General features: G+C 45.0%; 26 protein-coding genes. 21 read left to right on the forward strand and 5 right to left on the reverse strand.

What is annotated here, in order from left to right; translation table 11 throughout:
• The first annotated feature begins 425 nt into the window (after positions 1–425).
• Together ABIE27_RS01080 and ABIE27_RS01085 are read left to right on the forward strand one after the other, a co-directional pair.
• A complete protein-coding gene (locus tag ABIE27_RS01080; protein WP_429349724.1) occupies positions 426–1,763 on the forward strand; it encodes an AbfB domain-containing protein in 1,338 nt (445 codons plus the stop codon).
• A gap of 111 nt (positions 1,764–1,874) precedes the next feature.
• Complete coding sequence (locus ABIE27_RS01085) at positions 1,875–3,719, forward strand: RICIN domain-containing protein (protein WP_429349725.1); 1,845 nt, start codon at positions 1,875–1,877, stop codon at positions 3,717–3,719.
• Between the two features lie 108 nt (positions 3,720–3,827).
• Here the strand turns inward: ABIE27_RS01085 and ABIE27_RS01090 are convergent, their stop codons facing one another.
• A complete protein-coding gene (locus ABIE27_RS01090) occupies positions 3,828–4,667 on the reverse strand; it encodes a helix-turn-helix transcriptional regulator (RefSeq protein WP_429349726.1) in 840 nt (279 codons plus the stop codon).
• A gap of 8 nt (positions 4,668–4,675) precedes the next feature.
• Here ABIE27_RS01090 and ABIE27_RS01095 point away from each other — a divergent pair, with 8 nt between their 5' ends.
• From ABIE27_RS01095 to ABIE27_RS01115, 5 genes are all read left to right on the forward strand, one after another.
• On the forward strand, positions 4,676–5,221 hold the full coding sequence (locus ABIE27_RS01095) for an NAD(P)-binding domain-containing protein (protein WP_429349727.1): 546 nt from the start codon (positions 4,676–4,678) through the stop codon (positions 5,219–5,221).
• Between the two features lie 12 nt (positions 5,222–5,233).
• The gene (locus ABIE27_RS01100) at positions 5,234–5,791 is read left to right on the forward strand and encodes a GNAT family N-acetyltransferase (protein WP_429349728.1); all 558 of its coding nucleotides are present in this window, start codon (positions 5,234–5,236) and stop codon (positions 5,789–5,791) included.
• A gap of 128 nt (positions 5,792–5,919) precedes the next feature.
• Positions 5,920–6,675: an exodeoxyribonuclease III gene (locus ABIE27_RS01105; RefSeq protein WP_429349729.1), complete on the forward strand. Its 756-nt coding sequence runs from the start codon at positions 5,920–5,922 to the stop codon at positions 6,673–6,675.
• 563 nt (positions 6,676–7,238) lie between these two features.
• Complete coding sequence (locus ABIE27_RS01110; protein WP_429349730.1) at positions 7,239–7,814, forward strand: hypothetical protein; 576 nt, start codon at positions 7,239–7,241, stop codon at positions 7,812–7,814.
• 216 nt (positions 7,815–8,030) lie between these two features.
• Positions 8,031–9,008 (forward strand): diaminopimelate dehydrogenase, encoded by a 978-nt coding sequence (locus ABIE27_RS01115; protein WP_123062747.1) that lies wholly within the window; start codon positions 8,031–8,033, stop codon positions 9,006–9,008.
• Between the two features lie 79 nt (positions 9,009–9,087).
• Here ABIE27_RS01115 and ABIE27_RS01120 read toward each other — a convergent pair whose 3' ends face one another.
• The gene (locus ABIE27_RS01120; protein WP_429349731.1) at positions 9,088–9,942 is read right to left on the reverse strand and encodes a pentapeptide repeat-containing protein; all 855 of its coding nucleotides are present in this window, start codon (positions 9,940–9,942) and stop codon (positions 9,088–9,090) included.
• A gap of 223 nt (positions 9,943–10,165) precedes the next feature.
• On the opposite strand from ABIE27_RS01120, the gene ABIE27_RS01125 reads away from it, so the two are divergent.
• On the forward strand, positions 10,166–10,627 hold the full coding sequence (locus ABIE27_RS01125; protein ID WP_123062745.1) for a GNAT family N-acetyltransferase: 462 nt from the start codon (positions 10,166–10,168) through the stop codon (positions 10,625–10,627).
• 114 nt (positions 10,628–10,741) lie between these two features.
• On the opposite strand, the gene gdhA is transcribed toward ABIE27_RS01125, so the two are convergent.
• On the reverse strand, positions 10,742–12,130 hold the full coding sequence (gene gdhA, locus ABIE27_RS01130; protein WP_192895046.1) for an NADP-specific glutamate dehydrogenase: 1,389 nt from the start codon (positions 12,128–12,130) through the stop codon (positions 10,742–10,744).
• 390 nt (positions 12,131–12,520) lie between these two features.
• On the opposite strand from gdhA, the gene ABIE27_RS01135 reads away from it, so the two are divergent.
• From ABIE27_RS01135 to ABIE27_RS01165, 7 genes are all read left to right on the forward strand, one after another.
• The gene (locus ABIE27_RS01135) at positions 12,521–13,048 is read left to right on the forward strand and encodes a GreA/GreB family elongation factor (protein ID WP_123062744.1); all 528 of its coding nucleotides are present in this window, start codon (positions 12,521–12,523) and stop codon (positions 13,046–13,048) included.
• Positions 13,038–13,544, forward strand: a complete 507-nt coding sequence (locus tag ABIE27_RS01140; RefSeq protein WP_192895045.1) for a cation:proton antiporter regulatory subunit — start codon at positions 13,038–13,040, stop codon at positions 13,542–13,544. Before ABIE27_RS01135 ends, ABIE27_RS01140 begins: the two co-directional genes overlap by 11 nt.
• Positions 13,545–13,547: 3 nt before the next feature.
• Positions 13,548–14,753 (forward strand): cation:proton antiporter, encoded by a 1,206-nt coding sequence (locus ABIE27_RS01145; protein ID WP_123062743.1) that lies wholly within the window; start codon positions 13,548–13,550, stop codon positions 14,751–14,753.
• 213 nt (positions 14,754–14,966) lie between these two features.
• Positions 14,967–15,683: an expansin EXLX1 family cellulose-binding protein gene (locus ABIE27_RS01150; RefSeq protein WP_123062742.1), complete on the forward strand. Its 717-nt coding sequence runs from the start codon at positions 14,967–14,969 to the stop codon at positions 15,681–15,683.
• A gap of 93 nt (positions 15,684–15,776) precedes the next feature.
• Positions 15,777–16,724 (forward strand): alpha/beta hydrolase, encoded by a 948-nt coding sequence (locus ABIE27_RS01155; RefSeq protein ID WP_123062741.1) that lies wholly within the window; start codon positions 15,777–15,779, stop codon positions 16,722–16,724.
• Between the two features lie 144 nt (positions 16,725–16,868).
• On the forward strand, positions 16,869–17,795 hold the full coding sequence (locus ABIE27_RS01160) for an NADP-dependent oxidoreductase (protein WP_123062740.1): 927 nt from the start codon (positions 16,869–16,871) through the stop codon (positions 17,793–17,795).
• Positions 17,796–18,555: 760 nt separating this feature from the next.
• On the forward strand, positions 18,556–19,152 hold the full coding sequence (locus tag ABIE27_RS01165) for a hypothetical protein (protein WP_123062739.1): 597 nt from the start codon (positions 18,556–18,558) through the stop codon (positions 19,150–19,152).
• A 32-nt stretch (positions 19,153–19,184) separates the two neighbouring features.
• Here the strand turns inward: ABIE27_RS01165 and ABIE27_RS01170 are convergent, their stop codons facing one another.
• Positions 19,185–19,352, reverse strand: a complete 168-nt coding sequence (locus ABIE27_RS01170) for a sigma factor-like helix-turn-helix DNA-binding protein (RefSeq protein WP_161556846.1) — start codon at positions 19,350–19,352, stop codon at positions 19,185–19,187.
• A gap of 366 nt (positions 19,353–19,718) precedes the next feature.
• Here ABIE27_RS01170 and ABIE27_RS01175 point away from each other — a divergent pair, with 366 nt between their 5' ends.
• The gene (locus ABIE27_RS01175; protein WP_275670019.1) at positions 19,719–19,844 is read left to right on the forward strand and encodes a hypothetical protein; all 126 of its coding nucleotides are present in this window, start codon (positions 19,719–19,721) and stop codon (positions 19,842–19,844) included.
• Positions 19,845–20,183: 339 nt separating this feature from the next.
• Complete coding sequence (locus ABIE27_RS01180; protein ID WP_123062736.1) at positions 20,184–20,921, forward strand: cyclase family protein; 738 nt, start codon at positions 20,184–20,186, stop codon at positions 20,919–20,921.
• Positions 20,922–21,043: 122 nt separating this feature from the next.
• On the opposite strand, the gene ABIE27_RS01185 is transcribed toward ABIE27_RS01180, so the two are convergent.
• Entirely contained in the window at positions 21,044–21,244 is a 201-nt protein-coding gene (locus ABIE27_RS01185) for a hypothetical protein (protein ID WP_429349732.1), read from the reverse strand.
• 209 nt (positions 21,245–21,453) lie between these two features.
• On the opposite strand from ABIE27_RS01185, the gene ABIE27_RS01190 reads away from it, so the two are divergent.
• The 4 genes from ABIE27_RS01190 to ABIE27_RS01205 all read left to right on the forward strand — a co-directional run bounded on the left by ABIE27_RS01190 (position 21,454) and on the right by ABIE27_RS01205 (position 25,065).
• Positions 21,454–21,906 carry a hypothetical protein gene (locus tag ABIE27_RS01190; protein ID WP_240036627.1) on the forward strand — a complete coding sequence of 151 codons (453 nt, stop codon included), beginning with the start codon at positions 21,454–21,456 and terminating at the stop codon, positions 21,904–21,906.
• 439 nt (positions 21,907–22,345) lie between these two features.
• Entirely contained in the window at positions 22,346–23,329 is a 984-nt protein-coding gene (locus tag ABIE27_RS01195) for an ROK family protein (RefSeq protein WP_240036626.1), read from the forward strand.
• 270 nt (positions 23,330–23,599) lie between these two features.
• Complete coding sequence (locus ABIE27_RS01200; RefSeq protein WP_123062732.1) at positions 23,600–24,403, forward strand: HAD-IIB family hydrolase; 804 nt, start codon at positions 23,600–23,602, stop codon at positions 24,401–24,403.
• Between the two features lie 23 nt (positions 24,404–24,426).
• Positions 24,427–25,065 carry a sugar O-acetyltransferase gene (locus ABIE27_RS01205; RefSeq protein ID WP_123062731.1) on the forward strand — a complete coding sequence of 213 codons (639 nt, stop codon included), beginning with the start codon at positions 24,427–24,429 and terminating at the stop codon, positions 25,063–25,065.
• The last annotated feature ends 3 nt before the right edge of the window (positions 25,066–25,068 follow it).

Here is a 25,068-nt window from a genome sequence, read left to right on the forward strand (position 1 = left end):
GTATGTAATAGAGCAAGTATAAATAACATTAGATAGCGATAACCCTAGGAGTTAGCAATAGCCTTAGACCGTAGGAAATTTCCCCTCATTCTTATATAGACCTGAATCATTGAGGAGAGTTTGGTATAGATAGCGACTCTTGTTTCAAACTGGTTTTATAGGAGAATGAGGGGATTTATACGAATTCATAAAGAAAGAAAAGTAGCAGCGCTTCATCTCTATGTTCAAGAGAGAGACCAATGTCACGTTTTGTAAGCGTATACATAAGGCGGATATATCTGTAAAGGGGGTGATGTTTCATGTAAATGGGACGGGAGCAGATACCGTAAGGTGCTTCTTGGCAAGAGGAAGTATGTTTAAGCACACACTTCGTTCAGTCAGAAGGCAGTCCAATATGATCTTATGCAAGATAAGGAGTTGGGTTCATGTTAAGCAAAAGGAAAGGCAGGGCACAGCGATGGGGCAGACATAGGGCTGTACTCCTACTCACGTTAGGATTGTTGATGATATTCACGGTCACATTCCCGAATACGGTGAAAGCAACAACCAGTGTGTATACGATGACGGCCTTTACGAACACAAGCGAGTCCAACATGTATATCTATGAGTCATATAACGCGAAACATTACGGTTTGCTGAAAGGTCCAGCGTATACCCCACCTGCGGCGGACTTGATTCGCGATCCCAGCATCATGAAGCACACGGATGGTTTGTACTATGTGGTGTACACCACAAACTGGTCAGGCAATACGATTGGCATCGCGTCCAGCCCTGACAAGATGAACTGGACGTTTGTCCGCAACATTACGCTGTCTACCACAACCCCGATCGCCCATGCCTGGGCACCGGAATGGTTCAAAGACACGAGCGGCAGTGTGAGCATCATCGTATCCCTCTCTCCTGGCAATTATCAGAACTTCAAGCCACATGTCATCACCGCATCCGGAAGCAATATGGCATCCACACCGTGGTCTGCACCTGCGGTGCTTACAGGACTTGCTCCCAACTATATTGACACCTTTGTAGTAAAGACAGGATCGACCTATCACGCGTTTACGAAGAACGAAACGACCAAATACATTGAATATGCCACGTCCAACTCGCTGAAAGGGCCATACACGTTTAAAGGCACAGGTAATTGGGCCGGCTGGGGTTCCGGGGTAGAAGGGCCGGCATTGATCCAACTGGATAACGGTTCCTGGCGAATTTATTTTGATGGGTATGCAGATCACAAATATTATTACAGCGACTCGGGGGACCACTTTCAGAGCTGGAGTGGCAAACAGGAAATCGCGGGTTTATCCGGTATGGTTCGCCATATGACGGTGCTGAAAGAGTCCGGTCAGCCGGGGTATATTCGTAAGCTGGAATCGTTTAACGTGCTGGGTAGTTTCATTCGCCACTTCAACTATCAAGCTCGGATTGATGCCAGCGTGAGTCCGGTAGAAGATGCTGAGTTTCGTATCGTTCCTGGTCTGGCGAATGCGATGGGCATCTCGTTTGAAGCGATGAATTATCCTGGTTATTTCCTGCGCAATAATAATGGTAATGTCGTGCTGGTTAAAAATGACGGCAGTGCTGCGTTCCGCAATGATGCGACGTTCAAACGGGTCAAAGGGCTGGCGAATGCAAGCTGGACTTCGTATACCTTATTTAACAATCCGAATCTGTATCTGAGACACTACGATCAAGTGTTACGATTGCAATCTGTTGTCACGGCTCTGGATAAATCCGATGCAACTTTCCGGGAGATCACTCCATAGCTCTTGGCAAGTGTCGAGACTCAGCAGACGATTTCGGTTTTAATCGTAATGGATTGTACCCGAATGTTTTTACCCAATGACTTATCTAAAAATGTCTAAGGAGTGAAGTAGATGAAGTGGTTGAAACGAGTGAGTGCGGTGCTGCTAAGTGGAACACTGCTGGTCGGAAGCTTGGGTTCAGGGTCCGAAGTATCGGCTGCTGGAGCTTATACGGCTGTGGCTGATCCATCGAAACAATATCAGACGGTGGAAGGTTGGGGAACATCGCTGGCTTGGTGGGGCAAGGTCGTTGGTGAATATTCAAATCGGGATGAATATGTGGAGAAAATGTTTAATCCTGCGACAGGAATTGGCATGAACATTCTGAGATATAACATCGGAGGCGGGGATGATCCTTCATCCAATGTCCTTGAATATCGTAAAGCGGTTCCTGGTTTTCAACCTACTCCAGGCGTATACGACTGGACTGCCGACGCAAATCAGCGTTATATGTTGCAAGCTGCCAAGGCACAAGGGGTCAACATCATTGAAGCTTTTGCTAACTCCGCACCTTACTGGATGACGATCAGTGGCAGTGTCTCGGGTGCGGCGAATGGCGGTAATAACCTCAAGCCGGATTATTATGATGATTTTGCTGATTATTTGACGGAGGTTGTGAAGCATTTCCGGGATCATTGGGGCATTACATTTGATACGGTGACCCCACTGAATGAACCCATCTCGAATTGGTGGAAGCAAGGGAATGATCAGGAAGGCATGCACTTCGGCCTTGCTGAGCAGAATTCGATTCTAAGTCAGGTTCAGGCATCTTTGATTGCCAAAGGACTAACCACCAAGCTGAGTGCACCGGAAGAAAACAATCTGGATGATGCCAACACCTCCTATAAAAGCTACAGTAATGCCGTCCAGTCAGCAATCAGCCAGATTAATACACATACGTATAATGGCAGCAACCGAACGGCACTGCGTAATACGGCAGCATCTGCAGGCAAACATCTATGGACATCCGAATATGGAGATGGGGATGCAAGTGGTCTTACCATGTCACGTATCATTCTGAAGGATATGCGTAACATGGGCGCTACGGCTTGGGTGTACTGGCAGGCCGTAGATAGTGCGGAAGGCTGGGGATTTTTCAAAAACGTGCTGAACAATACGAAAACGACCAGTTATACCGTAAATCAGAAATACTATGTCATGGGAAATTACAGCAAATTTATTCGTCCGGGTTATAAAATCATCGGCATGAGTGATGCGAATACACTTGCGGCGTATGATGCAACCTCCGGCAAAGTGGTATTGGTTACGACAAACTCGGAATCTACCGATACTTCGGTAACCTATGATTTGAGCCGCTTCTCAAGTGTAGGCTCGTCCGTACAAGTGTACCGCACTTCGGGAACGGAGAAATTACAACAGCTTACGAACATATCAGTTCAAAACAAAAAGTTTACAACGACGGCTAAAGCGAATTCGGTAACCACTTATGTGATCTCTGGCGCATCCTACAGTGGCAGCACAGGGTATGAAGCAGGGGCTATTTACAAGCTTGTTAACCGTAACAGCGGCCTTGTATTGGATGTGAATGGTGCTTCATCAGCCGGAGGAGCGACCATTATTCAATGGAGTGATAACGGAGCGGCCAATCAGCAATGGAAGCTGGAGCCTGCAGGTAACGGGTATTACAACATTCGGAACGTTGGCAGCGGACTGTTGCTTGATGTCAATTCCGGTTCCACACAGGGCGGAGCATCGCTGATTCAGTGGCAGGCTAACGGAGGTTATAACCAGCAGTGGCTGCCGATTGATGTAGGCGGATATGTCGTTTTGGCGAATCGTAACAGCGGCCTAACCGTAGATATCAACCAAGGATCGATGAACGCAGGAGCGTCCACCATCCAGTGGGAAGATAACGGAGGAGCGAATCAGCAATGGAGTTTAGTTAAGGTGAACTAGAATATGATCTCCCCGGTAATAGCATGATGAATGAGGAACAGCTTGCTTATAGCAGGCTGTTTTTCATTTGAGAGGATTTACTGGAATAGCAATTGCGGGATTGGACAACTAATCCCCATACTGTGCAGTCATGGCTTGTAACTTGGTGCGAATCTGGTCACGAACCTGAGGAGGATGTGTCACATGGGCATCGGTTCCCAGGCTGAGAAAGAAACTGACCACCCATGGAGTATAACTCGTGGCCATCTGAGCGTGGATTGTTCCTGAGCCATCTTCGTTAACCTTTATGTACTGCGATAACCACACATCAGATTGACATCTTCGGACGCCTTCTGGTGACAGTAACACCTTAAGCTCCAGTGGAGTTTCCTCATCATTTCTCATGATCCATCCTTGTATGTTCTCTCCAGTCAGGTCTACTTTTTGGCTTTGATCCACTTCACGTTGCAGTACGCTAATCCGGTCAATACGAAATACACGATAATCCACTGCACGGAAACAATAGGCCCTGCAATACCATAAACCATTCATCGTATACAGCCCAAGAGGTTGAATCAATCGTTCCTGCGCTGCGCTTGCTTCATAGCAAATCTGTATGATTCTCTGTTCTAAAGCCGCCTCCAATAGATCCTTCAAGTAAGGAACATCGAGTTCATGCGGGGGTACCCAGAAGGTGAGTCTTTGTTGCATGCATTCAATTTTACGTTTAAGGTCACTAGATAAATAATGAAAAAATTTGCGTAACGCACTTTGTACTTCATTGTTAAAAGGAAGGGATTTATAGTTCTGTAAAGATTGAGCGGCAAAAAACAAAGCCATAGCTTCATGCTCGGAAAAACTGATGGGTGGGAGCACCTTTTCTCGTAAAACACGATAACCACCATGAGGACCAACTTCGGAATAAAGGGGGATGTCCAGCTCGCTTAATTCCCCAAAATCTCGAATCATGGTTCGGCGTGATACTCCGCACTCATCAGCCAATATGGAATCGCACAGCGACAAGAGCAGATTCCATTGTTGAAAAAGGAGCAGTACTCACATCTACGGCAGCTGAAGCGATTCGTGCTAGTCAAATATCGATTATCTGTGTGTCTGATTACAAGACTTCATATGAAGTACTGGATGTAGAAGACGTACATGCGGCCTTGTCGGGACGAGTGCTCATCCAACTTACTACAGGAAGCCCTGAACAGGCCCAAAAGCAGGAAATCTGGGCAAACACCCATGGTGCTGCATATATAGATGGAGCAATAGCGGCTGCCCCTACCCAGATCGGTGGATCTCATGCGACCATTTTCACTTCTGGATCGATGGAAGCTTTTGATAAAGTAAAGCCGGTTCTCCGTGAACTAGCAGGTCATGTTCCTTATTACGGAGAACAAGTTAGTGCGGCTGCTTCAATTGACCTGGCATTCCTGTCTTATCTGTTTGGGTCATATCTTGGATTCTTCCACGCATCACGAATTCTTGAGTCCGATAAATGGAAGAAATTTCGCATGTAAAGGAGAATACGTATGAATATATTATTTGAATTTGACACGTTTCCGCAAATAGAAACAGAGCGATTTGTGCTCCGTGCAGCAACAGATCGTGACAGTGGAGATCTACTGGCACTGTACTCAGATGAGACGGTTGTCGAATATATGCCTCTCGATCCCTTCGAATCCGAACAGGATGCCCTTGACGAAATGAGCTGGTACAGGAAGATTTTCAAGGAACAAACGGGTTTACGCTGGATGATCGAAGATAAACAGTCTCATCGAGTCATTGGAACGTGCGGATATCTGGGGTATGAAGAGGGACATCATCGCGCAGAGATCGGTTATGATCTGCTTTCATCATGCTGGGGCAAAGGTGTGATGACAGAAGTTGCGCGTGCTGTGCTGGAATTCGGATTCAACCAGATGCAATTAAACAAAATTGAAGCGAAGGTGGACCCGGGGAACGAGGCGTCCATTCGTTTACTGTACAAGCTTGGTTTCCAGCAGGAAGGTCTGCTGCGGCAGCATGAGTTTGAGAAGGGCAGATACGTCGATCTCGCTCTTTTCTCGAAGCTACAGAGTGACAACTAGCCCATGTGTTCCTTCTTCAACCTCATCTACATGTTCATTTCCCATCTCAGTCCTCGTATCCAACATGTGATGTCTTGTCCCGTGAATTAGGCTCATGTTATATTGGAGAGATGTGAGGGGATGAGAATATGAAGCTGGTGTCCTGGAATGTGAATGGACTTCGAGCGTGTGTGAATAAAGGATTTATCGATTATTATCAACAAAGCGAGGCCGATATTTTCTGTCTTCAGGAGACGAAATTACAGGCTGGACAGATCGAGATGGATTTGGGCGAAGACGTCTATCAGTATTGGAACTATGCGATCAAAAAAGGATACTCCGGTACGGCTGTATTCAGCCGCATCAAGCCATTGTCTGTGTATTACGGTATGGAAGAGGACAGTGAGCCGGAAGGCCGGATGATTACGCTGGAGTATGATGCCTTTTATCTGATTAATGTATATACACCTAATGCCAAACGTGATCTGACCCGGCTGCCTTACCGTCTGGAGTGGGAAGACCGATTCCGTTCCTATGTCCTGCAATTGGAGCAGACGAAGCCTGTAATCATCTGTGGGGATCTGAACGTGGCTCATCAAGAGATTGACTTGAAAAACCCGAAGCCGAACATGGGCAATTCCGGATTTACGGATGAGGAGCGCGGCAAGATGACCGATCTGCTTGCATCAGGATATGTGGACAGTTTCCGTCATTTGCATCCAGATCAAACCGATGTGTACAGCTGGTGGTCGTATATGCCTAAGGTTAGAGAGCGGAACGTGGGCTGGCGCATTGATTATTTTCTCGTGTCTAATCAGCTTGCACCAAGTGTAGCCGAAGCCTATATCGACTGTCATGTCATGGGCAGTGATCATTGCCCGGTAGGCGTGAAGCTGAAACTGTGAGAACACACACTTAGCAAGCAAGCAGAACCTGACAACCGTTTGTATCCCGAAAAAGGGATGCAGGCGGTTTTTTACGTCATACTGTGCCTCAGAGGTAGGGGAGAGGAACTGGACTTTGGTAGGGGAAAGGACTGGACTCCGGATTGTTTCAATCCCGCCATTTCTTGGGTACGATTGAAGCATACATATATTATAAGTTGATGATTCATTGATACAGAGCGGAGAATAAAAGCATGGGACTATCCCGTGTGAAAAATATGAAATAGTTCAAGCAGTTCAAGCGTAAACAACCTGTATATAGAAGGAGGAGGGTTGTATGAAAAAGCTCAAAGTCATCACCCGATTCCTATCGATCCTTGCAATAAGCTGCCTGTTATCCTTGACGGTGTTATCGTTGTCGGTCATCTGGATTGACATACCGTAGAAACGTACACGTTATTCAGCAGACAAGGGAGTTCGACTAAACGAAGGAGGGATGTGCAAGTTGCATATAAGCGTTCTTCTGAAGTACGAATGTGATTTTGAAGAATGACAACATAAAACAACTAAAAGGAGTGATTTTAATGGCGAAAAAGAAAAAATATTTGCTGGCCTGCGCTGCGCTGGCTATGATGGTGGCATTAAGTGCGTGCAGCAGTGCTGCTGACCAGCCCAAAGGTGAATCTGAGAAGGTAAATAGCGAGGCAACATCTGGAACCTCCAAGCCAGCTGTCACAGAAAATACAAACGAAGCTGCGACAAATACAGATACAGAAGCCTCATCCACGCCGGCAACTTCGGAAACATCTGCAAGTAAAGGTGAAAGTAGTACGGCGGAAGGCATGCCGGAGTACTTGCCTAAAGATTTCCCATTACCAGACGATGCAAAAATTACTACAGCGACTTCCGGAGAGGATGAAGGGAAGAAGTCAGCCATGATGATCTTCACCACGGAACAGGGCATGAAGACGGTATCGAAGCTGTACAAAGATTATTTTACAGACAAGAAACTGGCAGACTCAGGACAGCTGATTGATGAAAAAAATATTGTTATTCAAGGGACTGAACCGGACACGAAGCAACATTGGTCTTTGATCGGTGGAGCACTGTCGAGTCAGGAAGGTGTCGTTGAACTCACGTTAACCTGGTCCGAATCGTAAAAAGTTGCCGCCTGAATGTCAAAGCTTTCTTTGATAAAATAGAATCTTTATACATGAAATTGTTTATTTACCCATACCTTGTGGCAGTACAGCGTTAAAGCTGTCCCTCTGCAAGGTATTTTTGATTTGCATCTGGAAACCTGACAAGTTACATGGTATGTTATATCCTTAGATAGACTTATAGACAAAAAGATTCAGACAGGGAGAGGATTAAATATGATTAAAGTTGGTATCGTAGGTTACGGTAACTTGGGTAAAGGTGTTGAGAAAGCAATTGCACAGAATGATGATCTGGAGCTGATTGCCGTATTTACACGTCGTAATCCAGAGCAAATGGTGGCTGAAGGTACAGAAGTTCGCTTTGAGCATATCTCTGCGGCTGAGCAGTACATAGGCAAAATCGATGTCATGATTTTGTGTGGGGGGTCTGCAACCGATTTGCCGGAGCAGACACCTGTCATCGCCAAGCTGTTTAATACGGTAGATAGCTTCGATACCCACGCGAAGATTCCGGAGTTCTATGAAGCGGTGAATGCGGCGGCTGAGCAAGGTGGGCATGTAAGTGTGATCTCAACAGGCTGGGATCCGGGCTTGTTCTCGATGAATCGTCTGCTGGCACAATCTATTTTGCCGGAAGGGAAAGAGTATACGTTCTGGGGCAAAGGAGTTAGTCAGGGTCACTCCGATGCCATTCGTCGTGTACCCGGCGTGAAAGCTGGTGTTCAGTATACGGTTCCTGTAGAAGAAGTGATTGATCGCATTCGTTCAGGCGAGACACCGGAACTGTCGACACGCGAGAAACATCTGCGTCAGTGTTATGTTGTGGCAGAAGAGGGTGCGAACCAAGATGAGATTCGTGAAACGATTGTGAATATGCCTAACTATTTCTCGGACTACGATACGACAGTTACCTTCATCAGTGAAGAAGAACTGAAATCCGAGCATGCAGGTATGCCACATGGCGGTTTCGTAATTCGCAGCGGAATTACAGGTAACGGGCAGAAACAAATTATCGAATTCGGTCTGAAGCTGGACAGCAATCCGGAGTTTACCGCGAGTGTACTTGTGGCATATGCCCGTGCAGCACAGCGTTTGAGTAAGGAAGGACACAAAGGCGCGAAGACGGTATTTGATATTCCGCTGGGTCACCTTTCTCCAAAATCCGCTGCGGATCTCCGTCGTGATCTGCTGTAATCTTAGTTAGTTCGGTAAGTAGTCTTGGAAAAATAGCTCGTCCTTCGGTGGAAGGACGAGCTATTTACATTGCGCACCTTTAGCGCCAATGAGAGGGTTTGTTCAAATGACTGGGGAGCAAGGTATCCGTGCTTCCCATGGCCGCGTTCAGCTGAGCCTGCGTCAAGAAGATAGCACCGCGGAGATCGGCTCCGCCTAGCTCTGTATCCCGCAAGTCTGCACCAATCCAATCGGCGTTTCGTGCATCGGCGTTACGCAGGTTCGCTGCAATCATAAGTGCGCCCCGGAAGCTTGCGCCTCTCAGGTCTGCTCCTTGCAGATTAGCCCCCAGAAAATCCATGCCACTGCGTTTCTTGCCTTTGGGCTTTCCTTTTGCTTTTGTAGATGCTGGGGCACTGTTACGTACGATTTCACTAGCCTGAATTAGTAGTGTATTCACAGTTGCTCGATGGCTCGTGATGTCCAACTGCAGCAGAGCTGCCGGTTCCAGATCACTCAAACGCGCTACATCTGGATAGACTTTTTCAAGTGAGGCATGCAGCGAAGACGTATCGGGCCGCATCATAACCTCTCTCATATAACTGATCAACTCATGAATTTGACGCAGTACAGGCAGGCAATCATACATTTCACGGGCCGTTTCGGGATGGTTACGCCAGCTTCTGTCCGCATACGTCACTTGTGATAGCTTCTGACCTGCACCAAAACAATCATACACGGTGCAACCTTTGAAACCCTTCTGTCGAAGCTGGGTGTGGATACCACATCGATAGTCCTCCTGCAGATTGGGGCAAGGTGTACCGCTGGACTTGTCAAAAGCAAAGTCCGAGGATTTGCCATAAGGCAGGGCCACACAACATAATCCGTAACACTGCTCGCAGTCTGCTTGCAGATGAGGACGTTCAATGTGGTTTAAAGAATGGTTAGACAACATACACACTTCCTTATCATAATAAGAACCTGCTGATCTCAAATGTAACGATAAAATCATGTCATGTTCACTTTACCATTGTAAGGAAGTCACTTCAATGAAATGGATACCCTCTATATATGCCTGGTTCAAATAAACATACAAAGAAGTGCATTATGTTAAAATGTGAAAAGAGTATGATGAATAAGAGAACATATGGACGGACCAAGAATGGAGCTAGCAGAACATGGATGAATTCAAGATACGTCAAGCTACCCAGGAAGATCGGGAGCAACTGGCCAATTTACGAGCCTTGGTGCTGTATGATGATTTGACGCGTTTGGGGCGTTATGATGAGATTCGCGTGAGGGAGCGTTTCCGAAATACGTTCCAGCCGGAACATACACAAGTGTTGGAGCTGGAAGGTGCTTTAATTGGATGTGTGTCATTAAAACCGGCAGATGGAGAGTTTTTGCTGGAGCACTTCTACATTGATCAGGACTATCAGGGCAGGAAACTAGGTACAAAGGTGCTTAACATGTTGCTCGAACAGGAATCAGTCAAGGGTAGACGTGTGACGTTAAACGTGTTGAAAGGAAGTCCGGCGAAGCGTTTATACGAACGATTTGGCTTTACGGTGGATGATGAAGATGAAGTAGATGTGTTCATGTCTAGAGCTTATCAAGGGATCGAAACCTCCAATAGTTGAGTATATTGCACGATAAAAAAAGAAGCCTCTTCTCTGCATGGCCGCTAAACGACCATTGCATGAGAAGGTAAGGCTTCTTTTGTATGAACCATTAAAAATGCGGTAAAAAAAGAATTACACGACGCCTTGGGCAATCATCGAATCCGCTACTTTGAGGAAACCAGCAATGTTTGCTCCAGCAAGCAAGTTGCCTTCGCAGCCGTATTCTTCAGCCGCTTCTACGCAGCTTTTATAAATATTTTTCATAATGTCATGCAGTTTGGCATCGACTTCTTCAAATGTCCAGGACAACCGCATGCTGTTCTGTGACATTTCAAGAGCGGACACGGCTACACCGCCGGCGTTCGCAGCTTTTGCAGGGCCAAACAGCACGTTAGCGCCAAGGAATACATCAATGGCAGCCAGTGTGGACGGCATATTCGCGCCTTCACCAATGGCTTTGACACCGCCTTGAACCAGAAGGGTCGCTGCTTGCTCGTCGATTTCGTTTTGCGTTGCACACGGCAGTGCGATATCACAAGGGATAGACCAGATGCCCTCGAAACCTTCGGTATACGTCGCATGCGGGTGTTCTTTGACGTATTCGCTGATCCGCAGACGCTCAACCTCTTTCAGGCGTTTTACCGTATCCAGATTAATGCCTTGCGGATCATGTATGTAACCGCCAGAGTCACTGCAAGCCACAACGCGAGCACCAAGCTCTTGGGCCTTCTCGATGGCATAGATGGATACATTGCCGGAACCGGAGACAACAACGGTGCTGTCCTTGAAGCTAAGTCCTTTGGAGGCAAGCATTTCATTAACAAAGTATACGCAGCCATAACCCGTTGCTTCTTTACGTGCGAGACTTCCTCCGTACAACAGACCTTTGCCTGTCAGTACACCTGCTTCATGACCGCCACGAATGCGTTTGTACTGACCAAACATATAACCAATTTCCCGAGCGCCCACACCAATGTCACCCGCAGGTACGTCTGCGTCCGGACCGATGTATTTGTACAGCTCTGTCATGAAGCTTTGCGTGAAACGCATCACTTCCTGATCCGATTTTCCTTTTGGATCAAAGTCAGACCCGCCCTTACCGCCGCCGATTGGCAGGCCAGTCAGTGCATTTTTGAAAATTTGTTCAAAGCCCAAAAACTTGATAATGCCCGAGTATACGGATGGGTGGAAACGAAGTCCGCCTTTGTAGGGGCCAATCGCGCTGTTGAATTGTACACGGAAACCGCGATTCACCTGAACTTTACCCTGATCATCGACCCAAGGCACACGGAACGTGATGACCCGTTCTGGCTCAACAAGTTGCTCTAGCAGACTGTGGTTTCTGTATTTGGGATGTGCTTCGATGACGGGGATCAGTGAATCCAGGATTTCCTTAACAGCCTGATGAAATTCATTCTCGTTCGGGTTTCTCGCGATAACTGACTCATAGACGGAATGAACATATGCTGCTGCAGTAGTAGCTTGAGATGACGTTGAACTTTCTTTAGTAATCGTGGACACTTTTTCAATGCACTCCTTTATCGTGTTAAAGTCTCTAGATACCTATTTGTATAAATTGCATAAAAGTTTGTAGTTAAATATACAGGAAAGGAAATAAAAATACGAGACAAAAATCCATAAAATGTTTTTTATGAGGCAATTAAAATGTTCTATAGATCTATCATTAAATGTAAAGAATATCGTGAGACGTTGGATAATATACCCAAAGTATAGAATTAAAACCCAAGTTAGCGGAATTGATTGGATTAATAATTTCATTTTGGTAAGATGGTAAGAGGGGCTCGTAATTCGGGCCCTTTTATTATAAGAAGGAGGACAACAGGATGATGAAGAGTAACAACAAGCGAATCAATGTGGAGAACAAGGCGTGCATAGGAGGTGAGATCTACTATGAACCGTAGGACTCCACTTGACAATTGCAGAGAAATGCTGGTGAGTCAGCTGTTGACCTTGGGCGAAGAGAAAAGAACTTTTCTTGACGCTTATTTTGACGTGCGTAATCCCGAGCGCATACAGCTGGATAAACAATTGACAGCCTATACAGACCGAATAGAGCAATTACTTGCTGGTCCGGATGAGCTGTTAAATTCCGTTGTGCTGATCGGTAGTCAGATTGAACTGGAATACGTTGATTTTCATACATGTGACACTTTAACCGTGGTTATGCCAGAGGAAGCAAATCCGGATGAGGGACTGATTTCATTCCTTTCGCCTGTGGGACGTCAACTGCTGCTTGGGGAAAAAGGAGAAATGCGAGCCATCTCTACGCCTTCGGGTTCCATGAGAATACGAATAGCAAGCATCGGATGGGCTTCGCAGCAGAACATAGAGCAGGAGCAACAACCGGAGCATTTGGATGAGCCGAGTGGAAATACGCTGCAAGGTTTGTCTCGGGGAGGTGCGAATCATGCACTTTAAAGAAACGGATCTGCCCGGCATTGGACGTAAATATTGGCTACACACCCGTAGCGGAGAGCACCTAGTCATTGTGGTTCATAACGATGAGCGGCGTGATTTGTTTCATATGGAATCCGGAGATCAAGCGGAAGAGCTTGGCGATATGGTCTCATTGGTGACGCTTGATGATGATGAAGCAAGAGCTGTAGCAGCTATTGTCGGCGGTATGACATATAAACCGCAGTTCCAGAACGACCGTGAGGTCATGCTGGAAGGGCTGCTGATTGAATGGCTTCGCATTGAACCTCACGCTGCTTGCATCGGGAAGACCATTGGAGAGATGAACATCCGGCAGGTGACTGGTGTCGCGATTCTGGCGGCAGTTGACAAGGAGAAGGAAAAGCAATTTAATCCGGGGCCAGAGTACGTTTTTACCAGTGGAGCAACGATCGTTGTTGCTGGTGAACGTGACCAGCTCAAGCAGCTCAAACAATGGTTAACCGATGGGCGGATGTAGCGTATGGATATGCTCATATTCGAAGTGGGGGTTGCCGTTGCGCTGATTACACTTACGGGATTAATATCTGCACGACTACGATTTTCGGTTATTCCATTTTACATTCTGGTCGGTATGGCCGTTGGACCGCATGCACCACAGTTTGGCATTGTGGATTTACGATTTATCGAAAGCTCGTCTTTTATTGAATTTATGGGCAGGCTGGGTATTTTATTTTTATTGTTTTATCTGGGATTGGAATTTTCGGTCTCCCGGTTATTAAAATCGGGTAAAGCCATCCTTACCGGTGGTATATTCTATGTGGCTCTCAATTTTGTATCAGGCTTGCTTCTGGGCTGGTTCATGAATCTGCCACTTCAGGAAACGATGGTCGTATGCGGGATCATGACGAGTTCATCGACGGCTATTGTTGCCAAAGTGCTCGTGGACTTGAAACGTACCGCGAATCCAGAGACAGAAATTATTATGGGCATGATTATGTTTGATGACTTGTTTATTGCCATTCATATTTCCATTCTGACTGGGCTTGTGCTTAGCGGGGCAACTTCATTTGTAAGTGTGCTGCTGGTATCTCTCTCTGCTCTGCTGTTTATTGTACTGTTCCTGATTATCGGCAGGAAGAGTATTAAATATATCGATAAAGCATTGAACATTAAGTCCTCGGAGTTATTCCTGCTTACGATTATGACATTGCTCTTCCTCGTAGCCGGATTCTCGGAAACCTTACATGTGGCTGAGGCGATTGGTGCGTTGATGATTGGCCTTGTGCTTGGTGAATCCAGACATGTCAGCCGAATTGAGCAGCAGATTATGCCGTTCAAAGATTTTTTTGGTGCCCTGTTTTTCTTCAGCTTTGGCCTCACGATTGAGCCATCTTCTCTCGGCGGAGCTGTAGGGATGACGCTGATTGCCGTCGTTCTAACGATTCTAAGTAACTTTGGTGCAGGTATGATTGCAGGGAAAATGGCTGGAGTATCGAACAAGGCCTCGTTAAATGTGGGCTTTACCCTGGTATCTCGGGGCGAGTTCTCGATCATCATGGCGAACATCGGTAAGGCCGGAGGTCTGATGGCATCCATTCAATCCTTTGCTGTGTTATACGTGCTGATTCTGGCTGTCCTTGGGCCTATTCTGACGAAAGAATCTCCTCGCCTCTATGCGCAATATGAACGATTCCGTAATCGGGAGAAACGCAAGGAAACAGGATAAGGGTAAGAGAAGCGCGTCGCACGTTGCTGGAGAATGAATTTTCTCCCAAGTGCGGCGCTTTTTTATGAATGATAAAGCAGGACTTTAGATGTGATTTTTCGGAAACATATTTAAATATTTTAAAAATTATGTAAAATAATGTTATTCGTTGTCTGTGACAATGAAGAGCTATATTTTAGAATCACAGCCAAAATGATAAGGAGGAGTAACACAATGAGCAAGAAAAGTAGATTCCAGCGTTTAAGAAGGTCTGCCACAGGTATACTGCTCGGCCTTGTCTTGTTTGCTTTACCTGCATCTGCTGCCTGGAATGATACATATCAAGGGTATGCTACGTACACGGGCTCGGGTTACTCGGGTGGTGCCGTACTGCTAGATCCGATTCCAGCAGACATGAAGATTACCGCACTCAATCCCTATCAACTTAATTATAATGGTGTCAAAGCTGCTTTAGCAGGGGCCTATCTAGAAGTTCAAGGGCCCAAAGGAAAAACCGTGGTTTATGTAACGGATTTATATCCGGAAGGAGCCAGTGGAGCACTGGATCTCTCACCGAATGCGTTCAACCAGATTGGTGATCCTCAAGCAGGGAAGATCAATATCCGTTGGAAAGTAGTCAAAGCGCCGATTGAAGGGAACGTATCTTATCGGATTAAGGAAGGCAGCAGTCAGTGGTGGGCAGCCATTCAAGTCCGTCATCACAAATATCCGGTGCTGAAGTTTGAAGTGAAGCAGAAGGACGGCTCATGGCTTAATCTCGAAAAGCAAGATTATAACCATTTCCTTGGTACGGGACTGGGTAAGGAAGAATTAAGTATTCGGATCACCGATATTCGTGGTAAAGTGGTGTATGACACCATTCCAGCTCTGCCGAATGATGGATCTGGCGGTGCATACATTGTACCGGGTCATGTGCAGTTCCCGGATTAGATGAAATGTGAATCAAAATAAGTATGATCATAGAGGAGTTTTAAAGTCGTACATCGTACGGCTTTTTTGATGTAGTGAAAAAGGAGCGTACATATGCGAGAAAGCTTGCCATCTTATAGAACAACACATTTATATTGGAAGCAATATCAGTCATTTTTTCCTGAAGAAGTCAGGTTGGATGAGAATACCGTCCCTGAGGAGGAGTGGTGGGAAAGCCATGGAATCCATCTTCATATTGACCGATTACCTGTTGCAGACTCGCCTGTGAAAATACTATTTATTCATGGCGCTGGGGGGAATGGCAGGTTACTCGCTCCTTATGCACGAATGTTGCAACAACATGGATACGAGGTGATATCACCTGATCTGCCGCCGTACGGTCTTAGCTACGCACTGCATGGCACGCGAATAAACTATGAGTTATGGATTACACTGTTAGATGACCTTATGGAGAGGGAGTATGAGAAAGACGGCATACCTTTCGTTGTATTGGGCAGCAGTATTGGTGGTATGCTGGCTTATCACGTCAGTGTAAGGAACAAACATGTGAAGGGGTTAATTGCAACAACATTTGTAGATACGAGTGATCCGTATATGCGCGATCAGATTGCTCCGAATCGGTTCGTCAGTCGTGTGGGGAAACGCATGATGGATATTTTCCCTGCTGTATTAGATGCTGTACGAATCTCGGTTAAACGGATTTCTCGAATGGATCTGATTACGAACAACAAGGACCTAACCCGTCTCATTATGAATGATCCACAGGCAGCGGCTACGTCTGTGCCTCTGGAATTATTAAGAACTTTCCTGAATAAAACGCCGGAGGTTAGCCCGGATCGATTCAGTCAGTGTCCGGTTTTGCTGGTTCATCCTGAGATAGACCCAATGACTCCGTTACAGTTCAGCCAACCCTTTTTTGACCGTCTGCCCGTGGAGAAGGAGTGTGTCATTTTGGAGGGAGCAGGTCATTTTCCGATAGAGCAGCCCGGCTTGAGTCAATTGGAAGAAGCGGTTTTAAGATTTTTGCGAAAAATTCATTAGCTTTGAACTCGTGTCTGATTTATCGAATGAAAATGCGGTGACTTCAAGTCAAGTCAACCGATGAATGGGGTAATCATAAATAGAGAAGAGTATGAGCATAACCCTTCACATGTCATTCCATTTAAAGAAAGGCAGGGATTCAACATGAAAGCTATTGTCATTGAAGCATTTGGCGGACCCGAACAATTAAAGGAAAAGGAAGTAGAGAAGCCGGCATGCGGTGTGAATCAGGTATTGATCCGCACACATGCAACTTCTGTGAATCCGGTGGACTTCAAAATAAGACAAGGTCACTTGAAAGAAGCAGCGGATCAGCTGCCGATGATTTTGGGCGGTGACGTGGCAGGTACCGTGGTTGAAGCAGGTTCGAACGTGACTCGTTTCAGAGAAGGGGATCGCGTATTCGCCCGCCCACGTCAATTCGGAACCTATGCGGAATATGTTGCTGTAGATGCAGATATCGTGGCTCGCATTCCTGAACAATTGAGCTTCGAGGAGGCAGCAGCGATTCCACTCGCCGCAATGACAGCCTGGCAAGCACTTGTTGATCATGGCCGTTTGGGCAAAGGACAAAAGGTGCTCATTCATGCCGGTGCGGGTGGAGTAGGCACATATGCCATTCAAATTGCCAAATCGTTAGGCGCTGAAGTGGCTTCCACGGCGAGTGCAGCAAACGAAGAATTGCTTCGCTCGTTGGGAGTGGATCATTTCATTAACTATAAGGAACAGGATTTCTCGCAAATTCTCTCAGACTACGATGTCGTACTGGATACGATGGGCGGTGACATCCAGCTAGACAGCTTCAAGGTGTTAAAGTCTGGAGGACGTCTGGTATCACTTGTGGAACAGCCAGATGAGAAGCTAGCGAAAGAAGCTGGGGTAACAGGTAACGTGTTCATGATGGAACCCAAAGGGGATCAACTGGAACAGTTGGCCGAACTTGCGGCTGCCGGAAAACTGAAATCGATCATTGATGAAACGTATCCGCTCACTGAACAGGGTTTGCGCGATGCTCACGAAAAAAGTGAATCACATCATACGCGGGGCAAGCTGGTCATTACTGCGGGTTAGTCTGGAATGGGTGAGATGACCGAGTAAGCCGAAGATGGACGTTGGATTAAATATCAGAGGAATTACGTTCTTCAGCCTGTAGTTCAGTCGCCGTTCTCCATACAGGAGAGCGGCTTTTTTGTCTTTCTTGTTTGGTTATATGTATTTTTCAAACCATATTATTTGTACAAAGAATCAATGCAACATGGTGAGCACATACTTTTCAGTGAAGAGGAATACTGGAGCGGTTTCAAAACGGAAATCAGGACATGAACTGACTGCGGATGTCACAGCAAATTCGGTCATTATGAAGGACAAGCGGCAATATCTAACAATGTCCGTTTTGCAATAAATAATCTAATAGATCCCTACGAAGGAGTAGTAGCAAGATTGTTATTCTTGGAAGGAAATTCAATCGGACATTGGATTTTGTAACAATTTATTATGGAAGAGGACGAAATGATGAAGGGGAAATAGGTTTACTTATGCCGAGATAAAGAAACTAAATTTGAGAAACAGTGAGAATGACGAAGTTTCATTGCTACTAACTTAAGGTGGTCTTAAAGAAAAACAATAATCATATTTATGAGAAAGGGCCTACGGGCAGATCGGGGAAGGCATGGCTGCATCATGAACGCTCCGCACTGTTTAAGCATTTTAATGATTGTGATCATATAACATAAAATTAACTTTAATCGTAAATAATGTTAATGTTATGTCATTTTTAGGTTCGTTTGCTCTGATATAATTTCTGCTATGTAGACAAAAGGAGATTTTAGGATTGAAAAAAGTAATCGGTGTATTGATGGTGTTGAGCTTTATCTTGCTTTCAGGATGTGGTGGATCAGTTAAGCCTGCAACCGACACGCAAGGTTCCGGCGAGTCTCCCAGGAAACAAGTAACAACACAGCAAAATAGTGATTACTGTTCTGCAGAGCGTACAAGTTTGGATAGTGAAACTGAAAATTATTTTTATGGAACTTGGAAAGTTGAGAAGCATTTAGGATTTGCAAATTCATATAATGATGCCTCTGAATATCCAACAGGTCAAAAATTTATTGGGGATGAAATCCTTATCAAAAAAGACTTATTTTCATCAAAAGGAATTAAAAACTACAGTCAATATCAAACTGAACTAAGAAACCCAATATATGAGATTACAGCGACATGCAATAATAAAGATTCCTTTTATAGATCATATAAAATAGATATTCCAGACTTAAATGAAAATGATGTAGTAAAAGCAATAGGTGTAAGCAACCCTTCTACAAAAATGAGTATACCTGTAAGTTTAAGTTTTTTTGTTGTTAATAATGAGAGGCTTATCTTGTTATCAGAGGCAACTATTTTTGAGATTAAAAAAATTTCGGAGAAATAAAGAATGTCAGCTTCAAAGGCTGACATTCTTGTTTATATCGTAAAACGGTTAATGCGCAATTTAGTTAGAGCTTTTAAGCGGTGTTTCGAGATGTTTTGTTGAGATACTCCCAATATTCTGGCTATTTCTTTGTCATTTAGTCCTTGTACGTAAGATAAAATCCATATTTTCTTTGAATATACGCATATTTTTACAACCAACTTGATTTTTTACCTTTTTAGAGCACGAATTTATAAAAAAATCACTTACCAAAGAAAAAAAGGGGGTTGATATGTGTTAACAAGTTCTTCGCTCCGTATGCTCAAAAAATGCAAGAACTAATTCTAACAGTGAAGTGGATGTTGTTTGCGATAATAGTGGGAAAATATATCTTTAAAATGTGAAGCAAATACGAAGTTATAGCATGTTATCTTAAATCGTTATAATAACGTAAATAAGAAGGTCGCTCATGTGAGCGGCCTTTTTGTATTGGAGGCAAGAGTATGGAAGGTCACTTTTACAGCAGAAATGAGCCGGCTATTCCGAGGGTTTCAGAGAAACAACCTGAAAAATGTCGGGGTTGCTGCGTGGGAACATGGACGGGTATTGTTCAGTTCTGTATCGTGCCGCGTTGCTGGAAGGAAAAAGCTTTAGAGAAGGTGGCGAATACGCTTGTTAGCAACTCTGTTTATATTCAGGATGATGTGCCTTAGCATATCACTGATATGGGATGCAATAAGGATACAGACTTTCCCAAGTATCCACCGGCTGAGATAGCGGCCCGCCGCGCGCGGCATTTATCGACACCGCCGCTGTCTCTTTATCGGAATAAGTGCTGAACTATGTTAATTTTTGGAGGTCAACAATGCTTATTAAAAACAACTATCAAAAGATTATTCCAGTGTTGGGTTCCTTGGTAATATGTAAGAATTCGCTTCCTAGGATAGGCAAGGCATGTACCTACTAACAAATTAACTTAGATTCTTCACCAATGTGCAACGTTGATATATAATAGGGGGAATTTATTCTATTCTGCATATGAGGTGAAACGGATGACCAATGAACTTATTCAAGCGATTCAGCTGTTAAAAGAAAAGAAATGGGTAGATCTGACCCATACCTTCGGTCCGGCATCGCCGCATTTTTCTGCTTTTGATGCTGCGGAGTTTGATACGTTGTTTAATCATGATCAAGGTTTCTTCGCTCAAAGCTTCAAGTTTCCCGGCCAGTACGGCACCCATCTGGATGCACCGATTCATTTTGTGCGCGATACACGTTACTTGGACGAATTGGGACTCAAAGAGCTGGTCTTGCCGCTCGTCGTAATTGATCACTCTGCTGCTGTAGAGAGTAATCCCGATTTCACCTTGGAAGTAGAGCATATCCTCGAATTCGAGCGGGAGTATGGCAAGATTGAAGCAGGCAGCTTCGTCGCTTTGCGAACCGATTGGAGTAAACGCTGGCCGAACCATGAAGACTTTGACAACAAGGATGCCGTTGGGAATAGCCATGCGCCCGGATGGTCTGTTGCTGCATTAAAATTCCTGTTCGAAGAACGCAATATTCAAGCGATTGGTCATGAAACGTTTGATACAGATGCCGCGGTAGATTACCAGAAGAACGGAGCCCTGTTAGCGGAGTATTATGTGCTTGCACAGGATACTTACCAGGTCGAATTGTTAACGAACCTGGATCAGGTTCCCGCTAAAGGAGCTGTCATATTCAACATCGTACCTAAAGCGGAGAAGGCATCAGGATTCCCGGTTCGTTCATTTGCCATCCTGCCTTAAAGGTGCATCTGACCATACTGTAAGTAGGAACTACTTTAACATTCTAAAATATATGTAGTGAATCAAGGGAGGCTTATGTGGCCTCCTCTTTTGCTTTGAAGTCTATCTATTTATTTATTTATCTATTTATGACTCGAAGACGAATCAGAGCTAAATCGCTCAGAGATGTTTTTCTTCGTCTTTCGCCGCCGCATCCATCGCTTCAACAAACCTTCCTCTTTGCGTTCCTGTAATGTTTCCTTCAAGCCCTGAATCATGAACTCGGATCGGCGTCTGTCGTCACGGCTGATCTTACGTAATTCCTTGATAAATTTGTCATCCATCGTATTATGCCTCGCTCATTCAGTGTATAGAAACATTATACCGAACATACGTTCTTTTATCAAGTTTTACCATAAGGAATGGTATGATCCTGCTAGTGAAAAGGAACACAGGTTTATCTCCTTGTTTGTGAGAAAATGAGTATAGCGAGTGTCGCTTATGTTAATCGAACGATAGCATGTGCAAAAGAAGATACGGGGAGTGATGGATGATGACACAGCCTGCAAACAAATCATACCTACTTGCAACAATGCATGGCTTGCTTGGGGTTGGAGCAATTGTGGGAGGATTGATGCTGACGATTGATCCATCCGGAGGTATGTTGAATATGCCTGTTTCGTTGCTGGAAAACTCCCCTTTTGCTAATTTTTTTATTCCTGGAATGATATTGTTGCTGGTTCTTGGAGTTTTTCCTGTAGTGATTGGTATGGCTCTGTTGAAAAGGTCTCATTGGTCGTTAGCGGAAAAGTTGAATCTTTACTCCGAACGTCACTGGGCGTGGACTTTTTCCTTGTATACAGGAAATGCTCTGCTCGTTTGGATCTTTGTGCAAGTGTACTTTATCCAATGCGTAACTCCCGTTCATTTGCTCTATTTTGCTTGGGGGCTGGGCATCCAGGTCGTAACATTGCTGCCAGAAACACAACGAAGATACACAGTATAAATGTTACTGGATACATCCATTTCTGCTGAATCAGTTAGTAAAGGGCAATGAGATACCTTTTACAACGATTAGCTTGCTTTTCCTTGTTGACAATGATTAATCAAGTCTGCATACTTATAAAATAAACTTTATAAAGTAAGTTTATTAAGAGGGTGCATTCACTCACAAACAAGTGAAACAAGAAATAAGGAGGAGAACGATGGCATATTTAATTATGGCTCTTATCATCTGGGCAGGTGTTTATGCAAATATGGCTCTTTCCAATCAGTCGATGGACGTGCAACCTGTACGATCTATAGATGACCTGTTTGAATGAGCATTATGTGCAAAGCGATGTATAATGTTATGATATGGAATGCAATAACATCAATACAATTGCTTTGGTCTGTTGAACCGGAGTAGAAACGAGAGGCTTATGAAAAAAGCGAACGCTACAATGATGAAACACATCAATATGAATAATGTGCGTGAAGTCATGCAGCAACAGGAAACCGCAACGAAACCGCAGCTTGCTTCATTAACGAACCTTAGTGTAGTTACCATTAACGCTCTAATTCAGGAGTTATGTGATGGCGGAGAGCTGATTCAAGATCAGATCGTTCCATCGAACGGCGGTCGCCCTGCCCAAGCATACCGATATAATTACAATTATAGACTTGCGCTAGTTTTGTCCATGAAAGAAATGAAAGGTCAGGGGTTAATCTCGGCCACGGTAATCAATCTCGAGAATGAGGTTGTGTTGAAGGAGGAGAACATGCTGCCTGTTTTTGATAAAAAGCATGTGTTGCAACTTATAACACGTTTCATCGCGGCACATCCTTCCATCCATATGATCGGAATAGGTATCCCGGGTCAGGCTGTCGACGGGGATATCACGGTAAGCAGCCATGATGAGCTTATTCATTCCCATCTGATTCGGGAGATCGAGCGTGAGTTTCAGTTGCCTGTTATTGTCGAGAATGATGTCAATGCAGCGGTTAGCGGCTACTACACACAGCATATGCATACAAAGGGGCAGGATGTGGCAGGCATTTATTTTCCAAATCGTTACCCGCCTGGCATGGGCATGGTGTTGAACGGACAAATCATTCGTGGCAAAAACGGGATGTTCGGTGAGATCAAATATCTTCCGTATTCACCCGACTGGAAACAGGAAATGAGCAACGAGGACTATACGGGTCATGTGTGCCGGATTATACAAACGGTTAATGCTGTTGTTGCCCCTCATCAGATTGTGATCTATCAGGACCGAGTGAAGAGAGAGGTGCTCGACTCAGCGTGGAGACAATATGTAAAAGAGCATGAGATGCCGACGTTGCCGGAGATTGTACACCAGAGCTCGTTCCAGGATGACTTTGATGCGGGATTGAGAGGTGTGGTTCTTCGAGCTTTGAAATCCTCTATCTTGTCTGAAGTCTTATAATCCGCAGGGCAAGTACTGTGGATTTTTTTGTGCTGACATAAGTCCACGAATTGCTTCGGAAATTTCTTGTTGACATGAAACCAGTTACACGGGATAGAATCTATTAGGGGAAGAAGAACTTTCTGCACACTTTATAAATATTGTTTATAAAGATGTTTGATAAAGATGTTTGATAAAGGTGACTTTGAATTTTCACGGGCTACAGAGGTTCTTTAAGACGCTTAAAGACGTTTGCCAACATCACCTATCAATCAACTGGAGGGACACATCATGATTAAACTGGTTGTAACCGATTTGGACGGAACTTTTCTAAACAGTCAAGGATCATTTGATATGGAGTTATTCAACGAAGTTCATGAGGAGATGAAACGTAAAGGCATTACTTTTGTAGCGTGCACCGGAAAGCAGTGCGAACGGGTGGAGAAATTATTCGGCGAACATAGCAGAGGTGTTTGGATTCTTGGGGACAGTGCAGCCCGTATCAAGAAGGATGGGCAGATGGTTCGGGAGTTTAGCATGGAGCCTACGCTAGCACTGCAAGCCATTCAGGAAATTCAGGCATTTGATCCCCAAATGACCATTATCGTTTGTGCAAGCGATACCGCTTATGTGCATTCTTCCATTTCGGATGAGATGTATAAGGTGGTGAAGAGTTCGTATGAGCAGGTCATCAAAACGGACTCTTTTGCAAACATCAGTAGCTCTTTTATAAAAATTACGGTGTTCGATCCCCAGGGACGCTGCACAGCGCTGCGAAAACATGTGGAACAGACGATGGAAGGACAAATCTATATTGTTGATTCGGAACCCCGGTGGCTGGATATTACGGCGCTGCATACGCACAAAGGTGAAACGGTCAAAAAATTGCAGGATATGCTGGGCGTAACTTCGCGCGAAACGATGTCCTTCGGTGATGGAGAAAATGATGTTGAACTGATGGCAATTGCCAAATACAGCTTTGCTGTGAGCAATGCATGCGAGAATACCAAACGTGTCGCACAATTCATTACGAAATCCAATGACGAAAATGGTGTATTGCGAACGATTCAGGCGATCATGGATTTACAGCAATAAACATAAGATGAGGGGAAATCGCGATGCGTGAAGAAGAGAGAATTATGAAGGGCATGTTATTCAGTCCGGCTGATCCGGAACTGAAGGAAATCAAAAGGAAAGCTCATCATCTCAGTCAGCGTTATAGCCAAACCTTCGAAGAACAGACGGAGGAAAGACAGCAAATTGTACAACAGTTAATAGGTGAGATGGGGAAAGGCGGATTTATGCAGGGTCCGATTTTCTTTCACTATGGGGTGCATACCCGGATCGGTCATCACTTTTTCGCGAATTACAATCTGACCATACAGGATGATGCACAAGTGACGATTGGAGACTACACCAGCTTTGGTCCCAATGTCACGATCGTTACGCCTGTTCATCCTTTGATTGCGAGTGAACGGAGACAGATGCTGAATCAACATGGTGAGCTGAAATCACTCTGTTATGCCAAACCCGTTACGATTGGTAATGATGTGTGGTTGTCCGCAAACGTTACCGTGTGCGGCGGCGTCACGATTGGAGACGGATGTGTCATTGGGGCAGGTAGCGTGGTTACGCGTGATATTCCACCGCATTCGCTTGCCGCAGGTGTACCTTGCAGAGTGATCCGAAGCATTACAGAAGCGGACAGCATGAGGCATTATCCAGACATTTTGGCAGATTGCCAAGTGCCGGAATGATGA

The sequence above is a fragment of the Paenibacillus sp. 4624 genome, assembly GCF_050435065.1.
GTDB classification, from domain to species: domain Bacteria; phylum Bacillota; class Bacilli; order Paenibacillales; family Paenibacillaceae; genus Paenibacillus; species Paenibacillus amylolyticus_D.

Bases quoted from the DNA above. Each gene is read 5' to 3' on its own strand.
- ABIE27_RS01150 (WP_123062742.1), top strand. From the start codon at position 14,967: ATGAGCAAGAAAAGTAGATTCCAGCGTTTAAGAAGGTCTGCCACAGGT.
- ABIE27_RS01125 (WP_123062745.1), top strand. From the start codon at position 10,166: ATGGATGAATTCAAGATACGTCAAGCTACCCAGGAAGATCGGGAGCAA.
- ABIE27_RS01120 (WP_429349731.1), bottom strand. From the start codon at position 9,942: ATGTTGTCTAACCATTCTTTAAACCACATTGAACGTCCTCATCTGCAA.
- ABIE27_RS01115 (WP_123062747.1), top strand. From the start codon at position 8,031: ATGATTAAAGTTGGTATCGTAGGTTACGGTAACTTGGGTAAAGGTGTT.
- ABIE27_RS01100 (WP_429349728.1), top strand. From the start codon at position 5,234: ATGAATATATTATTTGAATTTGACACGTTTCCGCAAATAGAAACAGAG.
- ABIE27_RS01160 (WP_123062740.1), top strand. From the start codon at position 16,869: ATGAAAGCTATTGTCATTGAAGCATTTGGCGGACCCGAACAATTAAAG.
- ABIE27_RS01145 (WP_123062743.1), top strand. From the start codon at position 13,548: ATGGATATGCTCATATTCGAAGTGGGGGTTGCCGTTGCGCTGATTACA.
- ABIE27_RS01195 (WP_240036626.1), top strand. From the start codon at position 22,346: ATGAAACACATCAATATGAATAATGTGCGTGAAGTCATGCAGCAACAG.
- ABIE27_RS01090 (WP_429349726.1), bottom strand. From the start codon at position 4,667: ATGATTCGAGATTTTGGGGAATTAAGCGAGCTGGACATCCCCCTTTAT.
- ABIE27_RS01135 (WP_123062744.1), top strand. From the start codon at position 12,521: ATGAACCGTAGGACTCCACTTGACAATTGCAGAGAAATGCTGGTGAGT.
- ABIE27_RS01155 (WP_123062741.1), top strand. From the start codon at position 15,777: ATGCGAGAAAGCTTGCCATCTTATAGAACAACACATTTATATTGGAAG.
- ABIE27_RS01085 (WP_429349725.1), top strand. From the start codon at position 1,875: ATGAAGTGGTTGAAACGAGTGAGTGCGGTGCTGCTAAGTGGAACACTG.
- ABIE27_RS01140 (WP_192895045.1), top strand. From the start codon at position 13,038: ATGCACTTTAAAGAAACGGATCTGCCCGGCATTGGACGTAAATATTGG.
- ABIE27_RS01105 (WP_429349729.1), top strand. From the start codon at position 5,920: ATGAAGCTGGTGTCCTGGAATGTGAATGGACTTCGAGCGTGTGTGAAT.
- ABIE27_RS01190 (WP_240036627.1), top strand. From the start codon at position 21,454: ATGACACAGCCTGCAAACAAATCATACCTACTTGCAACAATGCATGGC.
- ABIE27_RS01200 (WP_123062732.1), top strand. From the start codon at position 23,600: ATGATTAAACTGGTTGTAACCGATTTGGACGGAACTTTTCTAAACAGT.
- ABIE27_RS01110 (WP_429349730.1), top strand. From the start codon at position 7,239: ATGGCGAAAAAGAAAAAATATTTGCTGGCCTGCGCTGCGCTGGCTATG.
- ABIE27_RS01080 (WP_429349724.1), top strand. From the start codon at position 426: ATGTTAAGCAAAAGGAAAGGCAGGGCACAGCGATGGGGCAGACATAGG.
- ABIE27_RS01185 (WP_429349732.1), bottom strand. From the start codon at position 21,244: ATGGATGACAAATTTATCAAGGAATTACGTAAGATCAGCCGTGACGAC.
- ABIE27_RS01180 (WP_123062736.1), top strand. From the start codon at position 20,184: ATGACCAATGAACTTATTCAAGCGATTCAGCTGTTAAAAGAAAAGAAA.
- ABIE27_RS01205 (WP_123062731.1), top strand. From the start codon at position 24,427: ATGCGTGAAGAAGAGAGAATTATGAAGGGCATGTTATTCAGTCCGGCT.